This is a genomic window from Kitasatospora sp. NPDC008115 (assembly GCF_042957205.1).
Lineage (GTDB): Bacteria > Actinomycetota > Actinomycetes > Streptomycetales > Streptomycetaceae > Kitasatospora.
This window is the reverse complement of record NZ_JBIBHU010000054.1, coordinates 1-19,818: the sequence shown is the minus strand read 5'-3', so window position 1 is coordinate 19,818 and position 19,818 is coordinate 1. Positions and strand designations below refer to the sequence as shown.

The window sequence follows — 19,818 nt, the reverse complement described above, 5'->3', positions numbered from 1 at the left end:
GGGCCGGGCACACCCGCTGACTGGCGACGGCCGGCCCGCATCGCTCGTGGCCCCGCGTATCCGTCTTCCTGCAAGGATCCTTAGATGCTTGGGATCTAGGATGCTTGTTTGCTTGCACCCTTCGACCCGGGGTCCCCGAGGCTAACGGGGTGCGACTCCAGCCAGGCCTCCAGGGCCTGCGCCACAGCGTCCTTCAGCTTGACGTCGTGGACGGCCAGGGCGAGCGTGAGCTGGCGCCTGAGGGCGTAGGGGATGGTGGTGGTGATCGCCACCTCATTGGTCTTGCCGGGCGCCTGGCCGGGAAGTTGGCGCTCGGTAGAGACAGGGTTGTACTTCGGCATCAGGCGGTCCCCTCCATAAGGGCGTTGATTCGCTTGGTCACCCAGGCGTAGACGTCTCGGAATTGGTCGGCTGCTTTCACGCCGTCAATTCGGTCTGCACGCAGCGGCTGCGCTAGCTCTTCCTGGTTCTTCAGTGCCACGAGTTCGTGAATCCTTACCGGGCAAACGTGTTCCTCTCCCCGAATGTTCAGGATATCCGTTTCTCGCCGCTGGTGGATTCTCAGGTTCGGGCGGAATCGGTTGACGATGATTCCCGCGATGGTCAGATCGGGGTTGAGTGTGTGCCGGTCACGCTCGACGCGCTCGTGAATTCGCCGCGCGGCCTCAACGGAGTCGTATCCGGGCTCGCACGGGAGAATCAGGAAGTCGGCGGCTGACCACGCAATGTCGATTTGGTGGCTCAGCAGATTGGGCGGGCAGTCGATCACGACGAGGTCGAAATTCTCGACGACGCCCTGCATCGCGCGCAGCAGGCGTTTCTCGCTGGCGGCGGCGCCGGCGGTGAGGGACAACAGCTCCAGGTCCAGGTGGGCGGGGGCGACGGTGATGCGGTCGCGGTAGACCGGGTCGTCGTAGCCGCAGGGGACCAGGATGCGCCCTAGCTCGCCGAGGGCGGGACGCTGGAGAACTGAGGCGAGGGAGGCGGCGGCACGGTCCTCGGGGGCCTCGGGGAGGCGGGCGCGCAGCCTGCGGGTCAGGTTGCCCTGGGCGTCCATGTCGACGGCCAGGACGCGGTGGCCGGCCTCGGCGGCGGCGGTGACGATGCCCTGGACGGTGCCGGTCTTGCCGACACCGCCCTTGTGGTTGGCCACGGCGAGGTGGACTGTTTTGCCGGGCCTGGGGATCTGTGGTTCTGGCACGGGGGTTCCTTCCGGGAGACGTCTTCCGTGCTGGACAGTGGCAGCAAGCATTCTTGCGAGCAAGCATCCTTGTGTTCCCGGCGGGTCGGTTGTTCCCGGCGAATCGGTACCGCGCCGAGACGCGCTCGTTGACCGGGCATGAACGACTTCTTCAGCACAGCGTCCAGTCCCCGACAGGTAGTGACAGTCGGTGCTTCGCTCCTGTTGCTCGCCCTGCCGACGGCGGCGCCGGCCGCCGCGCAGGGGCGCAGCAGCTCCGCTTGCACGCACAACTGGTCGGGGCCGCAGGTCTGCATCGCGGTCGACGGGTGGGACAACCGGGCCCGGCGTCTGACGGCCCGGTGGACGAATCCGCCGGGCGGGCGGGAGCGGGCGACGGCGATCATCCATGAGGGCGACGAGCAGCGCGAGATTCATATCCGGGCCGAGGGGCGCCGCCAGGGAAAGGAAATTCTGGCGGAATGGCAGCATCTCGAATTGGCCTGGGGGAAATTGTGCGTCAGTTTTGTTGAGACGCCGGGTGTGTGGGCGTGCCAGGACCTTTACTCGACGGGGCGCGGGTGACTGCCCCGGCGCCGTCGGCGCCGTGGTGGACGCCCTCGGGGCAGGGACAGGGCGCGCCGGTGCTGCCGCCGCCGCGCCGTCCCCGTCCGGCCCCGATGCCGGGGCTTGCGGGGTGGGCGGAGCGGGCGACGGCGGCCGGGATCGACCTCGGGCTCGCCGGCGGGTTGATGACCGCGTATCTGGCCGCGCTGGCGGTCGCGCAGCCCGCGTTCGCCGCCGTGCAGCTGCTCGCGCTGCTGGCGGACGTCGACATCCGCGGTGCGCTCTCCCAGGGCTATTGGTTGGTGGGCGGGGGGTGGCTGGTGGTGCAGTGGGCGGGGCGCGGGCGCAGCGGGGAGAGCTTGGGGCAGCGGCTCGTGGGGGTGGTGACGGTCGACGAGGAGACCGGGGCGCCAGTCGGCCCGGCGCGGAGCATCCTGCGGGGGGTGCTGCACGTCCTGGACGTCCTCCCGGCCGGCGCGGGGTTCGTGCGGCCGGTGGTCCATCCTCGGCGCCAGACCTGGGCGGACAGCATCAGCCGGACGGTGGTCGTCCGTCGGGATCTCATCGAGGCGATCGCTCAGCCCAGGTAGGACGGGGGCGGCAAGCTTCCCGGCATCCTTGGATGCTGGGAAGCTTGTGCGATCGGTCAGCCGAACAACCGCCGCTTGCGCTGCGCCGGACGCCGCAGCGGTGCCCGGCCGGCGGTCTGGCGGCGCCGGTAGCAGGGGGCGCACTCGATCGCCTCGGGGTCGTCGGCGAGCAAGTCGTTCTCCACCAGGCCGGTGGCGCAGGTGGCGCAGCGGTCGCGGGCGTGGGCCTGGCGCAGGGCCTCGGCGCGGTCGGCGGCGGCCTGCTCGGCGGCGGCTTGCTCGGCGGCGTCCTGGCGGCATGGGGCGCAGTCGGTTTCGCCGTCGCTGGCGTCGGCGGGGTCGGCGAACGAGGCGGGGGGCCGGTCGCAGGTCGGGCAGCGGCGGGCGTCTTCCTCGGCCCGGCGCCGCTGTTGCTCGTCCCGCTTGCGCTGCTCCCGGGCGCGCCAGGCCTGTTTGCCGTCGGGGTCGGTCAGCGCGTGGGTGAGGGTCTGCCACGGCTCGTCGTGGCCGTGGCGGTGCCAGGCCGGGCCGGTGAGTCCGTAGGTGCGCAGCCGCTCCAGGGTGGTCGCGAGGATGGGAATCCGCCCGGCGTAGTCGTTGTAGTACTCGTCGCCGTAGCCCCGGGTGGCCTGGGGCGCCCAGTAGGGGCGGGAGAGGCGTTCCACGGCGTGCAGGCGGTTGTCCAGGGCGGCGGGGCCGAGGTTGCCGCCGTAGACCAGCGCGACGGGCGGATAGGGGGGTTCGTCGGCCCAGGCGGTGCGGGCGGGGGCGATGTCGTACTGGCGGTGCCAGTACGGGGCGCGGTGGTCGCCGTCGCCGTCGCGGACGGTGCGCTCGAAGAAGCGGCGGTAGCGCTCGAACTTCGCGGCGACCGCTTCGGCGGTCATGGTGCCCCGGTCGACTTCCACCAGCAGTACCGGGACGCCGTTCTGGGGCGCGCGCAGTACGGCGTCGGTGATCGCCCGCAGGCGGGGGCCGACGTCGTGGACGACCTCGGTCGACCAGTCGATGATGGTGCCGGTGCCGGGGCCGGCGAGCGGGGTGGTGCCGCCCTGTAGGACGGCGATGATCGTCTCGTTGACCATCATGCTGTGCGGGGCGCCGGAGCGGCCAGCGCCCCGGGCGGTGCCGCCGAGGTCGCGCCCGGTCGGCAGCACCTCGGCGGCGGCCTCCAGGCCGGGCCCGGTCAGGCGCCACAGCTTCTCCCGGTCGGCGGTCCGGCCGTCCGAGACGGTCAGCCCGTACAGGCCGAGGTCCAGCAGCGCCGCCCGTACCGCCTTGTTGCTGCGCAGGTGCGGGCGGACGATCCGCTGGAGCTGGTCCGCGGTCGCCACCTTGAGTACGCCGAGCGCGGCGAGGACGTCGCCACGCAGGGCCGACGTCGACCCGTTCGGGTAGTCCCGCGACCGTGCCCACGAGGTCCCGCGCTGCGCGGGCACCGCGTCAGCCTCCACCGCCTGGTCGTCGTTCATCTCCACATCCTCCCCGTCCTTGTCTCTGGCGCCCCGTTCCCCCGGGGCCGCCCGCCGCCGGCCCTCGGTCGGCGCGCGGCCGCCCGGCCTGAGGGAAAGGGCCTGGCGGCCCCGGAGCGACGCCGCACGAACCCGACTGCCCGACCACACCCGCCAACCAACCACAGGTCAGGGAGGAAAAGAGGGTTGTCGGGACGGGCGCCAAGGTGCTTTTCCTGGGCCTGGCCTGCTGTTTCGCCGTCTTGGACCCCGAGTTGTCCGGTAGGGGTGGTGGTGCGGTGGATGGCACGGGTCAGGGTAGGTCCCGGCAGCCGGGTTCCGGCCGAGGACAACACCTTGATGCCCAGGGCCCGGCGGTTAGAGGAGTTGCTGGCGCAGTGCCAGGCGCAGCACGGCGATGGCGTCGCCGGCCGTGGCGGACAGCACGGGTTGGTAGTCGGTATCGGCGACGAACCGGCCGTTGACCAGGACTGCCCATCCGTCCCGGCCCCCGACGCTGTTCTCGATCCAGGCGAGTTGCTGGTCGTGGCGTTCCACGGCGACGACGTTGGGGTGGTCGGTCCAGCCTTTGGCCACCAGGTCGTCGCCGAGGTCCGCGTCCCGGTCCGTGGCGCCGAGCCAGTACGGGGAGAGCGCGCTGATCCGGGTGTCCAGGAGCAGTTGCGGACTGCTCTTGTTGTGGTCCGGCGCCGCTTCGGCTTCCTGGTTGTCCCGCCGGTTGTCCCCGGGGTTGTCCTGCTCGGCCTTGGCCTGCCGGACGGCGGTACGCGCCGTGGTGGCCAGGGATTCGGCGGCGCGCGTGAGGCTGGCCAGGGCGATGCCCAGAACCATGGGGTCCGCCCCCGCGTCCAGGTCTCGGGCGAGTCGTCGGGCGGTGCGTTCGGCAATCTCGCCGAGGCGGGCCAGGTGCCGGGCGGTCTCGGTGCCGAGGTCGGTTGGTGGCTCGCGCGTCTCATCGAGGACGGCGGCCAGGGCTGCCTCCTGGCGGGCCTTCACCCGGGCGCGGTAGGCCTTGGACGAGCACCGCCGGCCCTCGCAGTAGGTCGGCTTCTGGCCCGCGCCGCCGGTGCGGACCGGACCTCGACAGACCGGGCAGCGGGGGCCGGCGCCGCCCTGGGGCTCTTCCTTGGTGACTCGCGCGTGGCTTTCTTCCATGATCGGCATCCTAGGCCGGTGAAGCGGTGAGGGCCGAGACGCTGGTCAGCGTCTCGGCCCTCACCGGTGGCGGGGCGTCATCCTGTGCCGGGTCCCGGGTGGCGGGGGCAGCGGCAGGGCGGCCATCCCGCGTCGGGGTGGTAGTCGCGGGCGTCGGGTCGGAGCGGCGCCGGCGAACTCGGCGGCCGGGACGGCGGTGCCCGTCCCGGCCGCCGAGGCCGCTACCAGTCGAGCCGGGGCCCGGTGTAGTCGTCGTCGTACGGGTCGGTGGCACGCTCGTCCGGGTCGGGGCGGCCGACGAACAGCGCCCGGCGCCGGGGGCGGGCTTCGCCCTTGTCGACGCAGGGCTCGCGGTTCCAGCTCCGGCGCTGCGTCTCGTCCCACGGGTAGGGCAGTGTGTGCCCGCCCGCGCAGTTCACGCCGCCGCAGTGCACGCCGTCCGGGTCGGGCGCAGCGTCGGTCATCGGGTTGTCGCTGCCGGCGGAGTCGCCCCGCTCGCCGTTCGCCGCCAGGCCTCGTGCTTCCTGTGACCGGGCGACCAGTTCGGCGCCCCTGCGCAGCAGCGCGGTGAGGTGGGGGAACTGGTGCGGCTCGCCCGCGGATTCGTCCGCGTCCGTCGTGGTCTCCATGGTGGTGTCCCTCCCTGTGGGGGATGATGAGCGGCGACGGGCCGCCCCACCGACATTGGGGCGGCCCGTCGCTTGTGGTGACCGCCAGGCTACCGGCGGCGCAGGGGTGTCAGAGGCGCCGCAGACGGTCCAGCGCGTTGTTCAGCTGGTTGTGCGCGGCCTCCGCGAGGATGCGGTCCCCGCTGTTCTCCGCCTTCTGCGCGACGGCGGACAGCTCGCTGATCTCGTCCCTGGTGTTCTCCTTCGTGGCGGCCGGCAGGTCGACCGGGGTGACGCGGCGGCCGGACGGGCGGTTGCCGAACGAGCCGCCGGAGTTGTTGTTGGACGAGCGGTTGAACAGGCCCATGACGGGTTCCTCTCTGTTCGGGCGCCGGCGCTCCGGGCCCGGGTGGGTGGGGGTGGTGCGGCTACAGGTTGGGCGTGTGGGGGGCGGCGTGCTGGTCCTGCGTCACTTCTGGACCACGGGGCGCTGGACGTGGTGGTGCTCGATCTCGACGCCGATCTCGTCCGTGCGCAGGTACTCCGCCACCGACTCGGCGATGGCCACCGAGCGGTGCCGGCCGCCCTTGCACGCCACGGTGACGTGCACGACCTTGCGCCGGCGGTTGGCGTAGCTGAACAGGATCGCTTTGGCGGACTCGGCGATCTTCTCGACCTCCGGCATCACGCCGGGGGTCTTCAGCACGTGGTCGCGCACCGGCTCGTCCAGCCCGGTCAGCTCGCGCATGCGGGGGTCGGCGTGCGGGTTGCGGAACCGGCCGTCGCCGACGTTGTAGTAGAGCCCGTCGTGCCGGTTGATCAGGTCCAGCGCGTCCGGGTGCAGCGTGCCGATGGAGTGGATGACGACCTGGACCAGGCCGCCGGTCTCGGTGTTCGGGGTGATGTCCATGCGTTTCTCCTTCGTCGTATGCCTTGCGGGGAAAGGGAAACAAGTTTCCAAGCTTGAGAGTTGCCAAGGATCCTTGCTTCCTTGCTTGAGGATCAGTCCTGGGCGTGGCGCACGTAGGCGGACTCGAAGTACGGGTCACCGAACAGGGCGTCCGAGGCCCTGCCGGAGAGGCCGGACACCTGCACAGCGCCGGTGGAGTGGACGGCGGAGACCACGCCGGTCTCCCCTCGGCCGCGCCGGCCACCCGTCACGGTGACCCGGTCGCCGATCTGGAACGGCGCGCGGGCGAGCAGCCGCAGGTACTCGGGCCGGACGGCCGGGACGCCCACCACGGCCTCCCAGAGCGCGCCGGTCAGGCCGGTGATCTCCGGCACTCCGCTGGACTGCACCCAGAACACGCGGCCGATCCGGCCCTCGTACCGGCCGCCGCCGATGACCTCCACCTGGTCGCCGACCTTGAAGTCCGACGTCGTCTCCATGGATCCATACTCCTTGCTCGTCGCCCCGCTGCCGGGGGACTCTCGGTGTTTCCCGTTTCCTCTTTGTGCGGGGTCCGGGCCGTCAGGCCAGGCCCCAGTGCGCCCGGCAGATCGGTCCCCGGACGGCGCTACGCCGCCGAGGCTGACTTCCAATTGCTCTGACCGGGCCGGACACGCACAGTCACGTAGCGCGTCCAGTGGGCCCGCGCCCGCCCGGCCGACGGGACGCTCCGCCTGGGCGCCGTCCCGCTCGGCGCAGACCTCCCTGCCCGGTGCCCTGCGGCCCCCCGGCGACGGAGCGGACGGCGCCCGCTCCGGGAGCCTGCGTCGTCCCGGCCGACCGGGCCCACACCCACCATGGCGTCGCTTTCCGTGATCGTCGTTGTTGTCGTCGTTGTTGTCGTCGTTGTTGTCGTCGTCGTTGTTATGCCTGGTAGACAGCCCGCAGGGGCCCCGGGCGGGGCCCCTGCGGGGATCTGCGACGACAACAACAACGACAACGATCACCCGGCGTTAGTGCTGTACTCGGTGTGCCCGCCCTTGCCGCGGGTGCGGATCCGCCCCTCCCGGGCCGCCTTGGCCAGACCGCCGGAGAGCACCGAGCGATGGATGGTGATCCCCTGCGGCAACTTCTCCAGCACGCCCGAGGTGGCCATCCAGGCGTCCGGCCCGGCGGCGGCGAGCACCGCCAGCGCGGCCATCAACCACTCAGGGTCACCACTGTCGGCGGCCGATGACTGCGGCCCGGCGGGCCCGGCGACGGGTCCGTCCTGCCCCCGGGAGAACAGGGTCGGCGGGCGCAGCTGCGTCTTAGGCGGGGTCGGCTTGGGCTCCTCAGGCAGGCTGTCGAGGAACTCGCCCCACGCCTGCTCCATCATGGCCCGCTCCTCTTCGGTCACGGAGAGGCCCGACTGGGGGCGGGAGAACAGGGACGGCGGGCGCAGTGTCACACCGCCCGATCCGCCCTTCGCGGCCGGCGCCTGGGCGGCCGGGCCGGCGCCGTCCTGGCCGCCGGAGAACAGCCAGGCGGCCCGCTCCCGGCTCCACCGCAGCGCGTAGGCGTCGCCGCCGGCCTGCGCCGAGATGGCGTCCATCCTCGGGCGCAGCCGCTCGGTGGCGGTGCAGGCGTCCCGCGCGATGGACGGCTTGGTCTTCCACGACCGGAACGGCTGCGGGGCGAAGCCGACCGGGTGTGTACGGGCGCCGATCACGCCCGAGCCCATCGCGGTGAGCTGGCGCGCGTCCAGGCCCTTGATGTGGCCGAACAACTTGCTGACGCCGGCGCCGTTCTCGTCGGTGGCGGTCATCGCCACCCGGATCGCCGAGTGCTTCTGGATCACCGTGTCGCCGATCGACGTCAAGTTGCCGTCGGTGGCGGTGAGGATCATGCGGATGCCAGCCTCGCGGTCGGTGCCGATGATGTCCTTGATCCGCTGGCGCAGGCTCGCCTTGGGGGTGTTGCGGCTGGTGTCGGAGAGGATCTGCACGCCCTCGTCCACCACGATCACGATCATCGGGAGCTTGGCGCTCATCGGCAGCGACCCGCGCACGTCCTGCTCGCGCATCAGGTCCTGGTACCCGGCGATCCGGGCGTCGGAGATCCGCTCGGCGGCGGCCAGCATCAGCTCCGCCTCCTCCACCGTGGTGGCCACCCAGTCGAAGGCCGGCTTGGTGGTGGGCGGCAGCATCCGCGGGTCCCGGCCGGTGTTGAGCCGGCCTTCCTTGTAGGTCTCCAGCCAGGGGCGGAACGCCCCGCCCTCCTTGCCCAGGTCGATGCCCCAGAAGACCAGGTCGACGCAGCGCAGCCCCGAGGCGAAGATCGAGTCGAGCAGGGTGGTCTTGCCGGCGCCGGGCGGGCCGACGATCAGCGCGCACGACTCCCGGATGTGCACGTCGATGTGCTCGCCGGTGCGGTCCACGCCCCACGGCATGCCCTGGTAAATGCTCAGCGGGGAGAAGTCGCCCGGGTACTCGGCCACCTCCGCGTTGGTGTTGCGCAGGTCGACGTCCAGGATCGCCTCCCCCTGGAGCCGGGCCGCGCCGATCCGCACCAGGCAGCCCTGCTCCAGCCGCGCGGCCTGCGCCAGCGTCGCCGCGCAGCCCTGGAGCTGCGCCAACGGGTAACCCAGCGGCAGGCTCACCTGGAGAGCGAAGCCGGAGCTGTTCGCGCGGCGCCGGAAACCCTTGAACTCGATGCCGGTCTGACGGGTGACCGTGTGGACCAGGGCCATCCACTGGCGGATGGTCGCCCAGTCCTCCCGGTTGGCCTCGGCCTCCTTGAGCGCGGCGGTCTGGACGCGGCGGTCCTCGTCGACGGCCTCCTCGTGGACGTCGGCGCGGTGCAGTGCGCCGCCCACGCCGATCGCCGAGGCGGCGAGCGTTCCGGCCGCCGTCCACCAGCCGCCAGCCGTCCACGAGGTCGGGTCGGTGGCGATGACCACGCTGGTCCACCCCGACGCCAGCAGCCAGCCCGTCGCGCGGGTCAGCATGGTCGGGCCGGACATCTTCTGCCGGTGGCCCTGGATGCCGCCGTGGACCAGGGCGCCGACCGCGCCGACCGCCAGCGGCACCACGGGCGGCAGGCCGGTCCACGACCCGAGGCTCGCGACGGCGGCCGACGTGGTGGCCATCGCCACCGGCGCGCTGACCGGGCCGTGGCCGGCCACCCAGTCCAGCGGGACGCCCTTGCCGGGGCGGGGACGGCGGGGCTTGGGCTCCTGGGGGGTCTGGGCGGTGGTGGCGGGGTTCTTGTCCATGCTGACGGTCTGCTCAGCGGCGGTGCTGCTCATGCGGTCCTCCTCTCGGGCCGGGCCGGGGCCCCGACGGGCCCCCGGCGGTGACAAACGCTCAGACCTCGTCCGCATTGCGGCTGACGTCCCACATCTCCTCGTTGACGCGCTGCTCCCGCAGCCGGGTGATCTCCGGCTCGTGGCGCTCGTTGAAGACCTTCGACACCTCCTCGGCGGCCTCCACCGCCTTCGTCAGCAGCGCGTAGACCTCCATCAACGACTCGTTGACGGCCGGGTCCAGCGGCGCCTCCTGGGGCGAGAGCTTGTCGGCCACCACGGCGAACGCGTTGGCCATGTGCGTGATCGCGTCGGGCATCGTCTCCACCGAGGCGATGACGGCGAGCATGCCGTCGATCTCACCGGCCTGAGCCTGGCCGTGCATCTCCTCGGCGGACTGGCGGAAGTCGAAGATCCCCACGGGGTACCCCTCACTGTCGATGGTGGTGGTGATGGTCGGTTCCGCGACGGCGGGCGTCGCGGGATCGATGTCGGGCACCGGACCGCTGTCCGGAAGGCCCGGCGCGGCCCCGGGCTTCGCCGTGGCCTGCGTCGTCGCCTCGGCCTCGGCCTGGGCGGCCGCCTGGTTGATCTGCTGGTCGCGTTCCCGGCGGGCGGCCAGCGCGGTTCCGGCGATCGCCCGGAACACCCGCCGGCCCCAGTGCGGCGCCCGGAACCCGAGCTTGCGCAGCGGCCACGACGCCAGGGTGGAGAGCACCCCGACCGGGAGCGCGACCAGGGCGGCGAGCAGGCGCCGGCCGTGGAAGCGGGCCGCGCTGCGCCGCAACTGGGAGCGGCGGGCCTTCTGCCGGGCGCGGGTCTCGGCGGCGGCCTGGCGGACGCGGGCCTTCTCCTTGAGGGCGCCGCGCCGGGCGTCCACCCGGCCCTGCGCCCGGGTGTCGGCGACCTGGCGGCGGGCCTGACGCTGGCGGTCCCGCCAGTCTCCGACCCGGCCCCGGACACCGCCGTCGGCGGTGCTGATCCGGCCGTTCTGCCCGGAGCTGCGGCCGGCGCGCCCGAGGGCGGCGGTGTGGCCGGCGGCCTGGCGCTCGCGCTTGGTCTGCCGGGCCTGCTCCTTGGCCTGGCGCCGGGCGTCGGCGACCTGGCGGCGCGCCCCGGTGCGCTCCTCGCGGCGCTGGCGCCGGGGCAGCGCCGCCGTCTCGGCCCGCGCGGCACGGACCTGTCCGACGCGCTGACGGGCCGTCTGCGCGGCGCCGACGGCCGCACCGACCCCGGGAACCCTGGCGGTCCGCGCCACGGCTGCCTGGACCCCGCGCCTGGCCGCCTGGGCGGGAACCGTGGCGGACCGCGCCGCGCCGCCCGCCGTCCGACCCGCGGCCGCGCCGATCCCGCCCGCCGTCCGGCCCACGGCGCCGGTGACGCCCTGGCGGTAGCCGCCCCGGCCGGTGGGGCCCGTCCAGGCGCCCGTGCCCCGGCCGCCCGACGGCGTGTAGCCGGTGGAGCGGTGGCTGGCCGCCGCCTGCCGGGTGCCCCCGGTGCTGCGGTTCGCTCCGGCCGTCTTGCGGCCGGCCGCGCCCCGGCCGGCGGCACGCGGTGCCCGGACGGCGGCCGCGACCGTGGCGACCGCCACGATCGAGCCCGCCACCACGGCGGCCACGGCCGGACCGGCCGCCAGGCCGGCGGAGGAGATGGCGGTGACCGTGCCGCTCGTGCCGATGCTCAGCAGCGGAACGGCGGGGATGCCGCCCCGGGTGCCCGCCGGGCCGCCGCCGGACGCCTGGGCGGGAGCCTCGGCCGGGGCCGCCGAGGCCGCCGGGGGAGCCGCCGGAGCGGCCGGAGCGGCCGGGGGCGCGGGGACCGGCGCGTAGATCGATTCCTCGTCGTCCACCGGCGCGTTCTGGCCGGTGGTGTTGTTGCTGGTGTGTGGTGCAGCCATGCTGGCCGTGCCTCCAAATCTGACGGGAGGTCAGACACCCGGCAGGCGGGCCTGCGAAACCTTGGCCTGCCGGGTGCCGCTTGGGGTGGTGCAGATGGTGCAGATGGTGATTGTGCCGCTCCGCTCCGTCAGTTCGGACGGGAACGGGGGGCTCGGCCGAACAGGATCGCCCCGATCAAGGGCTCACGTCCGGTGTTTGCGCATCTCCCGGTCCAACGACTCCGGCTTGAACGGAGCACTGACCAGGGTGGGGAGCATCCCGGCGAGCTGGTCGCGGTCGGTGATCCCGGCCTGGACCATGAGGATTTCGACCGCCGCCGCCAGGCTCAGCCGACCCGCCTTCGGGTCCGGCGCTTCGAACCCCGTCCGGATACCCGTCCCCGAGGCCGGGCCGGTGACCTGGGCGGATACGGTCCCGTCCGGATGTCCGGGCACTTCGTCGGCCTGGACGGCCGTCGGGTCGGCCGCCCGGACGGCGGCCTGGATCTGGTCGACCGTCCATCCGTGGCCCAGCGCCCTGGCGATCCGGTCGCGGTTGCGCTCGATCACGTCGTCCGGCGTCAGCTCGCCCGACCGCAGCCGGGGACCGGCGGCGACGTAGACGGACACCAGGTCGTCCAGCGACCGGCGGCGCTGCACCCGGGCGGTGTCGTAGATCTCCCTCACCCGCCACCCGTCGGCCCGCGCCGCGTCGATGGCCTCCCCCGCCTCGTCGGAGACGTCGCTGTCCCCGCCGGCGGTGTCGGCCAGGATCGCCTCCACCGCGCGCTCCAGGGTCGGCCGGCTGCGGGCCGGCTCCGGCTGCGCCGGGGCCGGGGGCACGATCTCGGGGACCGGCGCGGCCTCGGGCAGCGCGTAGCCGGCCTGCTCCATCGCCAGCAGCTCCAGCGCGGCGTACTGCTCCACCCGCGCCACCTGACGGCGGGTGCTGGACAGGGCCAGGGTGGTGTAGGCGCGGGACTTCTGGGCCTCCACGAGCGCCTGGTCGTCCGCGTCGAGGTCGCGGTCGATGTGCTGGAGCACGCCCAGCCACAGCACCTTGGCGAACAGCGAGACGCCGGCGCCGACGACTGCGGCGGCGATGCTGTGCGTCATCAGGACGCCGTGCGCGCCGATCGCGGCCATCGTGCACACCAGCAGGCCCCAACCCAGACCGCGCGGGAACGACCGCTTCTGCGGCTCGTAGCGGGCCATCCACTCCAGGATCAGGCACACCGCCCACGCCACGTCGAAGATGCTGGCGGCGGCGTAGCCGACCCCGCCCTTCAGCAGCGCGCCGATGCTGACGGTCGACCAGACGACCGACACCAGCGTGAGCGCCAGGACCAGGCCGACCGCGACGCGCAGCGCGGTGCGGTCCCAGTCGCGGGGCAGGACCGGCGTGCGGACCTCCTCCGTGCGGGTGATCGGGGTACCGGTCACCGGGTGGACGCCGGCGACCTTGCGCAGTTCGGTACGGAACTTCACCGGGTGCCCCCGTTCTCGATGTCGGCGGCGAGCGCCAGGTTCAGCCGCTCCTCGGCGAGCGCGAGGGCGACGTCCCGCAGGATCCGGGCGTCGTCCGCGACCTCCGGGTCCGCCGCCTGGGCGGCGGTGCGGGCGTAGAAATGCGCCTCCTGGTGGGCGCTGACCATGGCGGCCAGCAGCGTGCTGCGGCTCATCGGACACCGCCCTCGGCGTCGGGGGCCGGGGTGGCGAAGACCAGCACCAGCGCCAGGACCGCGGCGAGCTCCGCGGCCGCCAGCTCCACCCAGAACGGGGCGGCCAGCTGCTGCGCCAGGCGGTCGGCACCGGCCGCACCGGCCGCCGCCACCAGGACGGCGGCCGCGACGGTCGGCAGGCTGTCGCGCTGCTGCGGGTTGAAGAACCGCCACACGAAACCGGCGACCTTCGGGTTCGGGGTGGGCGTCGGGGTGGGCTTCGGCTTCGGCACGGGCGTGCCACCGGTGTAGCTCATCGGGCACCCCCCGACAGGTGCGAGTCGATCCGCGCCGACAGGCTCGCGGCGTTCTCACGCAGCTGCGCCGCGCTCGGCACGGACGGCTGCGGGGCCGGAGCCGGCGCCGCCGGCGGGGTGGGCTGAACGGGGGACGACGCCCCCGTAACGGTACGATCCATGACGGATCGGCCTCCCTGGTGTTGTCAGGAAAGTGCTGGTCAAGGCCCTGTTCCGGTGTGTCAGCACCGGCGCAGGGCCGTCTTGCGTTACTGCCTCCCTTTCAGGGGAGCGAGTAGAACGTACCACACCTCAAGAGGTACGTACCACCGATTCAAGGTGGTACGTTATACGTGGTTACTTCATCACCGGAAGGAGCACCCGAGATGGCACCCGAAGATCCCCCCACGCGCACGGGGTACGCGGACATCGCGGCCCACTACCGGCGCCGCATCGCGGCCGGCGAACTCAAGCCCGGCGACACGCTGCCGCCCGTCAACGAGGCCGCAGAGCTGCACGGCGTCGCCCGCAACACTGCGGTGCGCGCCTACGGCCTGCTCAAGGCGGAGGGCCTGGTCACCACCCACGCCGGCGCCGGGACGGTCGTCTCCAGCCGGGTCGGCATCGCCCCGCCGACCGGCGCGGCCCGGGTCGACCGGCTCAAGGCGGGCGGGTCCAACTACGCCCCGAACGAGACCTCCACGCACCACGAGGCCATGGTCCGATCCTGCGCCGAACCCAGCATCTGCCGGGACCTCGGGATCGAGCCCCACGACGAGGTGGTGATCCGTCGACGGGTGTTCCGCCGGGACGGGAAGCCGGTGGTCCTCGGCATCTCGGTGATCCACATCCGGGCGCTGCGCCACGTGCCGGCGCTCCTCCAGCAGGGCAGGCTGGAGCGGCTGTGGCACGAGGTGTACGAGGAGCAGACCGGGCACGCGGTCCACCGCAGCCCGGAGAGGCACACCGCCCGCTTCGCCTCCGACGACGAACTGGCGGCCCTTGAGGTGCCCGTCCCCAGCGGGGTCGACGTCGCCGTGCCGGTCCTGATCGTGCGAACCGTGTGGCACGACGAGCGCGGCCCCATCGAGGTGTGGGAGGACATCCACGCCCCGGGCGAGTGGCACGAATCCTCGGCCACGTAGAAACCAACCGGCCTCACGAGGCGTAGCCTCTCCACCACAACAACCAAGATCAGGGCAGCAAAAAGCCCCTTACCAGGGTCTTCTCCCGTAGGTGGCACTACGGGAACTGGTTCGGGGCCTCTGCTGACCGGCTAGATGGTCTGGCGCCGAGTGTACTCAGGGTCTCCCCTTCGACGAACCGGCGCCGGACCAGAAAGGTCCGCACATGCTCAACCGCAACACCCGGACGGGCGCCCCCGCGCGCGTCCCCGCCCGCCGCTCACCGGCAGGTGCCCGATGAGCCTGGCACCTGAGGTTCGACGGGGCGGCGGCCTCCCCTTTGGCCAGATCGTTTCGCAGTGGGTCTGCGACGACCGGTACACGACCAACCTGCGCACCCTGTACGGGATCCTCGTCACCTACGCGGACATCGGCGCCCGCGACACCAAGAAGGGCAAGCCCTACCGCACCGAACTGGCGCGGCAGCTCGGTGTCTCCCTGAAGACCCTCGACCGCACCTCGTTCGAGGGCGAGTGCGCCGGCCTGTTCCGGGTCGAGGAACGCAAGGACCCGAACAACCCCACCGTGAACGACGCGAACATCTACCACCTGAACGACGCCCTGTTCTGGCAAGGCGAGTGGGTCGATCCGCTGCGCCCCGGCGAGAAGGCCGCCGCCGTCGCTCAGCGGCTCACAGACGAACGGGTAGCGGCCAAGAAAGCCGCGGGCTACGTGCACAAGGGCGGCCGGAAGAAGCAAGCCGAGACATCCTCCCAGCACACACCCGAAGAGGGGGTGGCGTCACCCATGACGCCACCCCGAGAGGAGGGGGGTAGCGTCACCCATGACGCCACCCCTAGCGTCACCCATGACGCCACCCTGGCGTCACCCATGACGCCCAATGTCTATAACCCTGTCGAGAACCCCCCTCAAGAACCAACTGCTACGCCTCCCGTCCCTCCGTCCGTCTCTGACCCCAGTGCGCGCGCGAGCGACGACGGCCGGCCGGACGGACGGACGGACGGCGGCGAGGTCGATCAGCAGAACCGGGAGCAGTCCGGCGAGCCGGGAGCGGGTGGCCGGTCGACGGCTCCGGCTGCGCCGGTCGCGTCGGAGGGCGTGGCGCTGCTGATCGAGGCGGCGCGGCGCTACGAGCGGGCGGCGCTGCCAGGCGAGCTGCTGCACCAGCTCGGGCGGCATGTCGAGGGCCTGCTGGCCGGTGGGTGGTCGTGGTCGCAGCTGATGCCGCAGATCACCGCGCCCCTGCCTCCGAGGGAGGAGGTCAAGAAGACCGACTCCGCGCTGACGGCGGCCCGGATCCGGAAGATCCCGGGGCGCCCGCCGGCGATTCCCGCTCCCGGGGAACGACCCTCGAAGCCGGACGTGCCCGGGGTGCCCTCCCAGGGCGCCGTACGGCGCGAGCCCAGGCACTGCTGCGTGGACTGCGGGGCGCCCGGCGTCAGCACGAAGGGCGCACTGTGCCGCAAATGCCAGGAGCGCTGCCCCGGCGGCTGCGGCCAGGCCTACAACCACATCCGCCCCGACGGCCTGTGCCCGTCCTGCGCCACCGGCCCCGCCCGGCCCGAACCGACCCCGGCCTCCCCCGAGCCGCAACCGGAGCCGACGCCGGAGGAGGTATGCGCCGCGCTGTTCGGCACCCACGGCGCCACCCGGCCCGGCGGCTGCGCCGAGGGCGTGAACGGCTGCCAGCGCGACGCCGTCCGCGAGGACCGGTGCGAGGTCTGCCACGAGGGCTGGACCGCCTACCAGGCCAAGTTGGACGAGTACGCCCCCGCCTACGCGGGCCAGCAGGACACCCAGGCGCCGTTCTGACAGGCGTTCACCGTCTCGGACGGGCGGAGATTCGTCCGAGACGGTGAACGGCCCTCAGGGCACCCGCAGGGCCCTTTCGGCAGGTGACGCCCTCTCGTCGCTGCACGCCGCATGTACCTCACCACCCGAACGACTGAATCAGCGCGTATTTCATGGGAAATTTCCATGACTCATGGATAGGATGCACCCATGGCACTCAGCACCTTGGAAACGCTCCGGCTCACCATCGCCGCACTGCGACAGCGCACCGGCGAAAGCCAGGCACAGCTCGCCGCTGCCGTCGGGCTGACACAGGACAAGGTCTCCCGCCGTCAGTCCGGCACCCAGGCCTGGTCCCTGGACGAGGTCGACGCCCTCGCCCTCCACTGGGGCCTGGCCCCCCTCGACCTGCTCGCCGGACCCACCCACGCCGCCCAGGCCCTGACCTGGCCGCCCGGAACGGCCGCCCCGGCCCCGTCGGTGCCGGCCACCTTCGCCGCCACCCCACCGCCCGCTGCCCCGGCCACCGTCAGCGAGCACCCCCCGACGCCCGCCGCCCCGACGGCACCGGCCACTGCGGACTACGACCGCCGCCCCGACGGCGTCCCCATCACCCAACCGGCCGTGCCGTGCGAACAGTGCGGGCGCCCCGTCACCCACCGGATCGCCGGCCGCCCGCTCCACCTCGGCGGCTGGTGCGCCCCCGCCCCGGGCACCCCGGGCGCCGCGCCCGGACAGCAGCTCCCGGCCGCCGAGACCCACCAGGAGCCGACCGCCCCGGCCCACGCCCCGCAGCAGCCCACCGTCCACCCCACTCCCGCCGTGCCGCGTCCAGCCGCGCGCCCGGCCGCCGGGCCCCGCACGGAGTACGCCGGTTCGGGCCGCGACCTCGGCTACTACCTCGACATGATCACCTCGGCCGTCGAACAGGCCCTGGAAGACCACGGCGGCGACACCGAGGCCGCGACCGCCGCCCTGGAGAAGCGGGCGATCCCCAACGGAATGGCCCTCTTCGACGCCACCCGCGTCGGTGCCGCGTACGAGCACACCGCTTATCCGGAACGTCTGGAATTCCTCTCCAAGAAATCCCGGAACGGCGCGGACGAAATCTGGGAAGGCCGCCACAAGTGGGAGAACGGCCCGCTGATGGCCGCCCTCAAGTCCGGCGCCGACCCGGTGGCGGTGGACGTCCTGGACACCAACGCCGCGTACTGCTCGGCGCTCAAGACCCACCTGCCGATCGGCGCCCTGGTCCACCAGGCCGACGGCGGATTCGACCCCAAGCGCTCCGGCATCTACCTGTTGCCCAAGCGCCCCACCTGGGAACACCCGCACCTGCCCGACCCGATCGGCAACCGCCACGAGGCCGGCCCCGTGCTCCTGGACAGCGCCACGGTTCGGCTGCTGATCCGCTGCCACAAGCTCGGCCTGGCCGAGGCCCCGCACATCACCGAAGCGTGGACCTCCGGCGCCAGCGAGGGCCTGCTGGAGAAGTTCCGCCGCGTCCTCACCCAGGCCCGCGAAAACGCCATCCTCGACGGTGACGCCGTCACCGAGAAATACGTCAAGGCCCTCTACGCGAAATTCGCGTCCACCATCGGCGAATCCACCTACAACCGCGACATCCGCCGCCCCGACTGGATGCACATCATCCGCTCCCAGGCTTTCGCGAATCTCTGGTACAAAGCGCACCGCGCCCACAAGGCCGGTCTGACCGTCGTCCGGCTGCGCGGAACCGACGAATTGCACGTCACCGGTGAAACCGACTGGCGGACCGTTTTCACCGAAGGCCGCCTCACCACGCAAATGAAGCTCAAGGACCAATACACCCTGCCCCTCAACCGGAAGCGGAGCGCATAATGTCGACGGACGGATGGAAGAACTTCGGACGCTACGGCGCCGACCGCGACCCCGGGAATGTCCACGGGAAATTCGCCCTCGGCCGCGCCCTGGAAGACGCCCTGGAGCGGATGATTATCGAGGGCGGCATCAAGTCCCCGCCGACCACCCGCCGCGGCCTGATGGCCCGCATGAACTACCTCATGTCGCACAAGGGCGGCGCCCAGGCCCTCGCCGACGCTGGCATCACCGCCGTCCCGGCCACCCTGCGCGCCTGGAAGAACGGCACCCAGCAACCCCGGCCGGCGAACTTGGACGCGATCGACACCGCCTACTGGAACCTGCGCGCCCGCAACGTCCTGGCCAACCCCGCCGTCTTCAAGGCCCACCTCAACAACGCCGGCCGGGGCACCAAGGTGGAGATCCACCCCGTCAACCAGGACCAGGTGGACGAGCCCCGCCGCCGCGACAACCTGCGCATCCGCCCCCTTCAGGTCCGCTACGTCTGGGACGACGCCGTCGATGCCCTGGTTGACGGCGACGCCGACGCCCTCGAAGGGATCTGGGACGACATCATCGCCGACCTGGACAGCGACTGGGGGGCCTACACCTACGTCTCCTACATCGGCCTCGGCGCCTGACACCAGCGAAGCAAGCATTCAAGGATCCAAGCTCCAAAGGATCAAAGGACGACATAAAGCCAAGTCCGGACCCCCAAGAGGACCGGCCCGATAGCGTGACGTCGGTACATCCCCAAGGAAGCCACGGAGGAGAAATGGACACCACTCCCACCAGCGCCGACGTCCGCGACCAGCACATTGCCGACCTGCGGGCCGCGCTCCAGCGTGCCATCCCGATGCTGGCCTACTCCGCCGGCCGGGAGGCGGCCGACAACCCCGGGTACTCCGCGCAGCTGCTTGAGGTGACCGAGGTGCTGAACAGCACCCTGGACCGCACCGCGCCCTGAGACCGGCAAAGGCCCCCGCACCCAGATAGGCGGCGCGGGGGCCTGAGCGCGTGCCGCAGGAACGACGGTAGCCGCCGGCCGGGGCGGCTCGTTGTCCCGGGTGTGAGCTACGAGCCCGAGGCCGGCCCCGGCCGCCACCGCAGGCCCCGCCCGCCGATCCCGCCCTGGGAGCCGCCGGACTGGGGCTGTGTGTGCGGCGGGCACCAGGACGTCGAGGACGGCGGCCCGGTGATCCCGCCGTGCGTGCCGCTGCCGCCGTCGCTGGCGCCGCCGGTGGTCCCGCTCGCCGGGCCGCCGGGTCGACACCGGCGCCCACGGATGGACGACCCGGCGCCCGAGGGCTCGAACGTGGTCTCCCTGTACGAGGCCCGGGTCCGCCGGCAGCACCGCGAGGACGTGGCGCGGCTGAACACCTAGCCGTACGGTCGGGCGGTGCACGCCACGGGCAATGGAAGGAGGCGCGCACCGCCCGACCCGATTCTCGCACGCCCGGTTT

Annotated in this window: 21 protein-coding genes; 8 read left to right on the top strand and 13 right to left on the bottom strand. The window is 72.6% G+C overall.

Translation table 11 applies throughout. The annotated features are described in order from the left end of the window. Positions 1-95 precede the first annotated feature (95 nt). Together ACFZBX_RS36125 and ACFZBX_RS36120 are read right to left on the bottom strand one after the other, a co-directional pair. Positions 96-341, bottom strand: a complete 246-nt coding sequence (locus tag ACFZBX_RS36125) for a hypothetical protein (protein WP_391538051.1) — start codon at positions 339-341, stop codon at positions 96-98. Next, positions 341-1,153, bottom strand: a complete 813-nt coding sequence (locus tag ACFZBX_RS36120; RefSeq protein ID WP_391538050.1) for a ParA family protein — start codon at positions 1,151-1,153, stop codon at positions 341-343. The genes ACFZBX_RS36125 and ACFZBX_RS36120 overlap by 1 nt, the downstream gene beginning before the upstream one ends. A 186-nt stretch (positions 1,154-1,339) precedes the next feature. Here ACFZBX_RS36120 and ACFZBX_RS36115 point away from each other — a divergent pair, with 186 nt between their 5' ends. Next, positions 1,340-1,765 (top strand): hypothetical protein, encoded by a 426-nt coding sequence (locus ACFZBX_RS36115; protein WP_391538049.1) that lies wholly within the window; start codon positions 1,340-1,342, stop codon positions 1,763-1,765. 95 nt (positions 1,766-1,860) lie between these two features. Then, positions 1,861-2,337 carry an RDD family protein gene (locus tag ACFZBX_RS36110; protein WP_391538048.1) on the top strand — a complete coding sequence of 159 codons (477 nt, stop codon included), beginning with the start codon at positions 1,861-1,863 and terminating at the stop codon, positions 2,335-2,337. A 56-nt stretch (positions 2,338-2,393) separates the two neighbouring features. On the opposite strand, the gene ACFZBX_RS36105 is transcribed toward ACFZBX_RS36110, so the two are convergent. The 11 genes from ACFZBX_RS36105 to ACFZBX_RS36055 form a co-directional block, all read right to left on the bottom strand. After that, complete coding sequence (locus ACFZBX_RS36105) at positions 2,394-3,809, bottom strand: replication-relaxation family protein (RefSeq protein WP_391538047.1); 1,416 nt, start codon at positions 3,807-3,809, stop codon at positions 2,394-2,396. 357 nt (positions 3,810-4,166) lie between these two features. Beyond that, entirely contained in the window at positions 4,167-4,964 is a 798-nt protein-coding gene (locus ACFZBX_RS36100) for a hypothetical protein (protein ID WP_391538046.1), read from the bottom strand. A gap of 221 nt (positions 4,965-5,185) precedes the next feature. Then, entirely contained in the window at positions 5,186-5,593 is a 408-nt protein-coding gene (locus tag ACFZBX_RS36095) for a hypothetical protein (RefSeq protein WP_391538045.1), read from the bottom strand. Positions 5,594-5,702: 109 nt separating this feature from the next. Beyond that, positions 5,703-5,939: a hypothetical protein gene (locus ACFZBX_RS36090; protein WP_391538044.1), complete on the bottom strand. Its 237-nt coding sequence runs from the start codon at positions 5,937-5,939 to the stop codon at positions 5,703-5,705. A gap of 102 nt (positions 5,940-6,041) precedes the next feature. After that, positions 6,042-6,482, bottom strand: a complete 441-nt coding sequence (locus ACFZBX_RS36085; RefSeq protein ID WP_391538043.1) for a hypothetical protein — start codon at positions 6,480-6,482, stop codon at positions 6,042-6,044. 92 nt (positions 6,483-6,574) lie between these two features. Further along, the gene (locus ACFZBX_RS36080) at positions 6,575-6,961 is read right to left on the bottom strand and encodes a hypothetical protein (RefSeq protein WP_391538042.1); all 387 of its coding nucleotides are present in this window, start codon (positions 6,959-6,961) and stop codon (positions 6,575-6,577) included. Positions 6,962-7,464: 503 nt separating this feature from the next. Next, the gene (locus ACFZBX_RS36075) at positions 7,465-9,750 is read right to left on the bottom strand and encodes a hypothetical protein (protein ID WP_391538041.1); all 2,286 of its coding nucleotides are present in this window, start codon (positions 9,748-9,750) and stop codon (positions 7,465-7,467) included. Between the two features lie 58 nt (positions 9,751-9,808). Continuing rightward, entirely contained in the window at positions 9,809-11,644 is a 1,836-nt protein-coding gene (locus tag ACFZBX_RS36070) for a hypothetical protein (protein WP_391538040.1), read from the bottom strand. Positions 11,645-11,827: 183 nt separating this feature from the next. Then, a complete protein-coding gene (locus tag ACFZBX_RS36065) occupies positions 11,828-13,111 on the bottom strand; it encodes a hypothetical protein (RefSeq protein WP_391538039.1) in 1,284 nt (427 codons plus the stop codon). Then, positions 13,108-13,305, bottom strand: coding sequence for a hypothetical protein (locus ACFZBX_RS36060; RefSeq protein ID WP_391538038.1), 198 nt, complete (start codon positions 13,303-13,305; stop codon positions 13,108-13,110). The genes ACFZBX_RS36065 and ACFZBX_RS36060 overlap by 4 nt, the downstream gene beginning before the upstream one ends. Beyond that, entirely contained in the window at positions 13,302-13,601 is a 300-nt protein-coding gene (locus tag ACFZBX_RS36055; RefSeq protein ID WP_391538037.1) for a hypothetical protein, read from the bottom strand. Before ACFZBX_RS36055 ends, ACFZBX_RS36060 begins: the two co-directional genes overlap by 4 nt. A gap of 365 nt (positions 13,602-13,966) precedes the next feature. Between ACFZBX_RS36055 and ACFZBX_RS36050 the strand changes: the two genes are divergently transcribed. From ACFZBX_RS36050 to ACFZBX_RS36025, 6 genes are all read left to right on the top strand, one after another. Then, entirely contained in the window at positions 13,967-14,725 is a 759-nt protein-coding gene (locus tag ACFZBX_RS36050; RefSeq protein ID WP_391538036.1) for a GntR family transcriptional regulator, read from the top strand. A 276-nt stretch (positions 14,726-15,001) separates the two neighbouring features. Continuing rightward, positions 15,002-16,537, top strand: a complete 1,536-nt coding sequence (locus ACFZBX_RS36045) for a hypothetical protein (RefSeq protein ID WP_391538035.1) — start codon at positions 15,002-15,004, stop codon at positions 16,535-16,537. A 189-nt stretch (positions 16,538-16,726) separates the two neighbouring features. Then, positions 16,727-18,376, top strand: a complete 1,650-nt coding sequence (locus ACFZBX_RS36040) for an acyltransferase (protein ID WP_391538034.1) — start codon at positions 16,727-16,729, stop codon at positions 18,374-18,376. Beyond that, on the top strand, positions 18,376-18,996 hold the full coding sequence (locus ACFZBX_RS36035) for a hypothetical protein (protein WP_391538033.1): 621 nt from the start codon (positions 18,376-18,378) through the stop codon (positions 18,994-18,996). Before ACFZBX_RS36040 ends, ACFZBX_RS36035 begins: the two co-directional genes overlap by 1 nt. A gap of 134 nt (positions 18,997-19,130) precedes the next feature. After that, positions 19,131-19,322, top strand: coding sequence for a hypothetical protein (locus ACFZBX_RS36030; protein WP_391538032.1), 192 nt, complete (start codon positions 19,131-19,133; stop codon positions 19,320-19,322). 102 nt (positions 19,323-19,424) lie between these two features. After that, the gene (locus tag ACFZBX_RS36025; protein ID WP_391538031.1) at positions 19,425-19,739 is read left to right on the top strand and encodes a hypothetical protein; all 315 of its coding nucleotides are present in this window, start codon (positions 19,425-19,427) and stop codon (positions 19,737-19,739) included. The last annotated feature ends 79 nt before the right edge of the window (positions 19,740-19,818 follow it).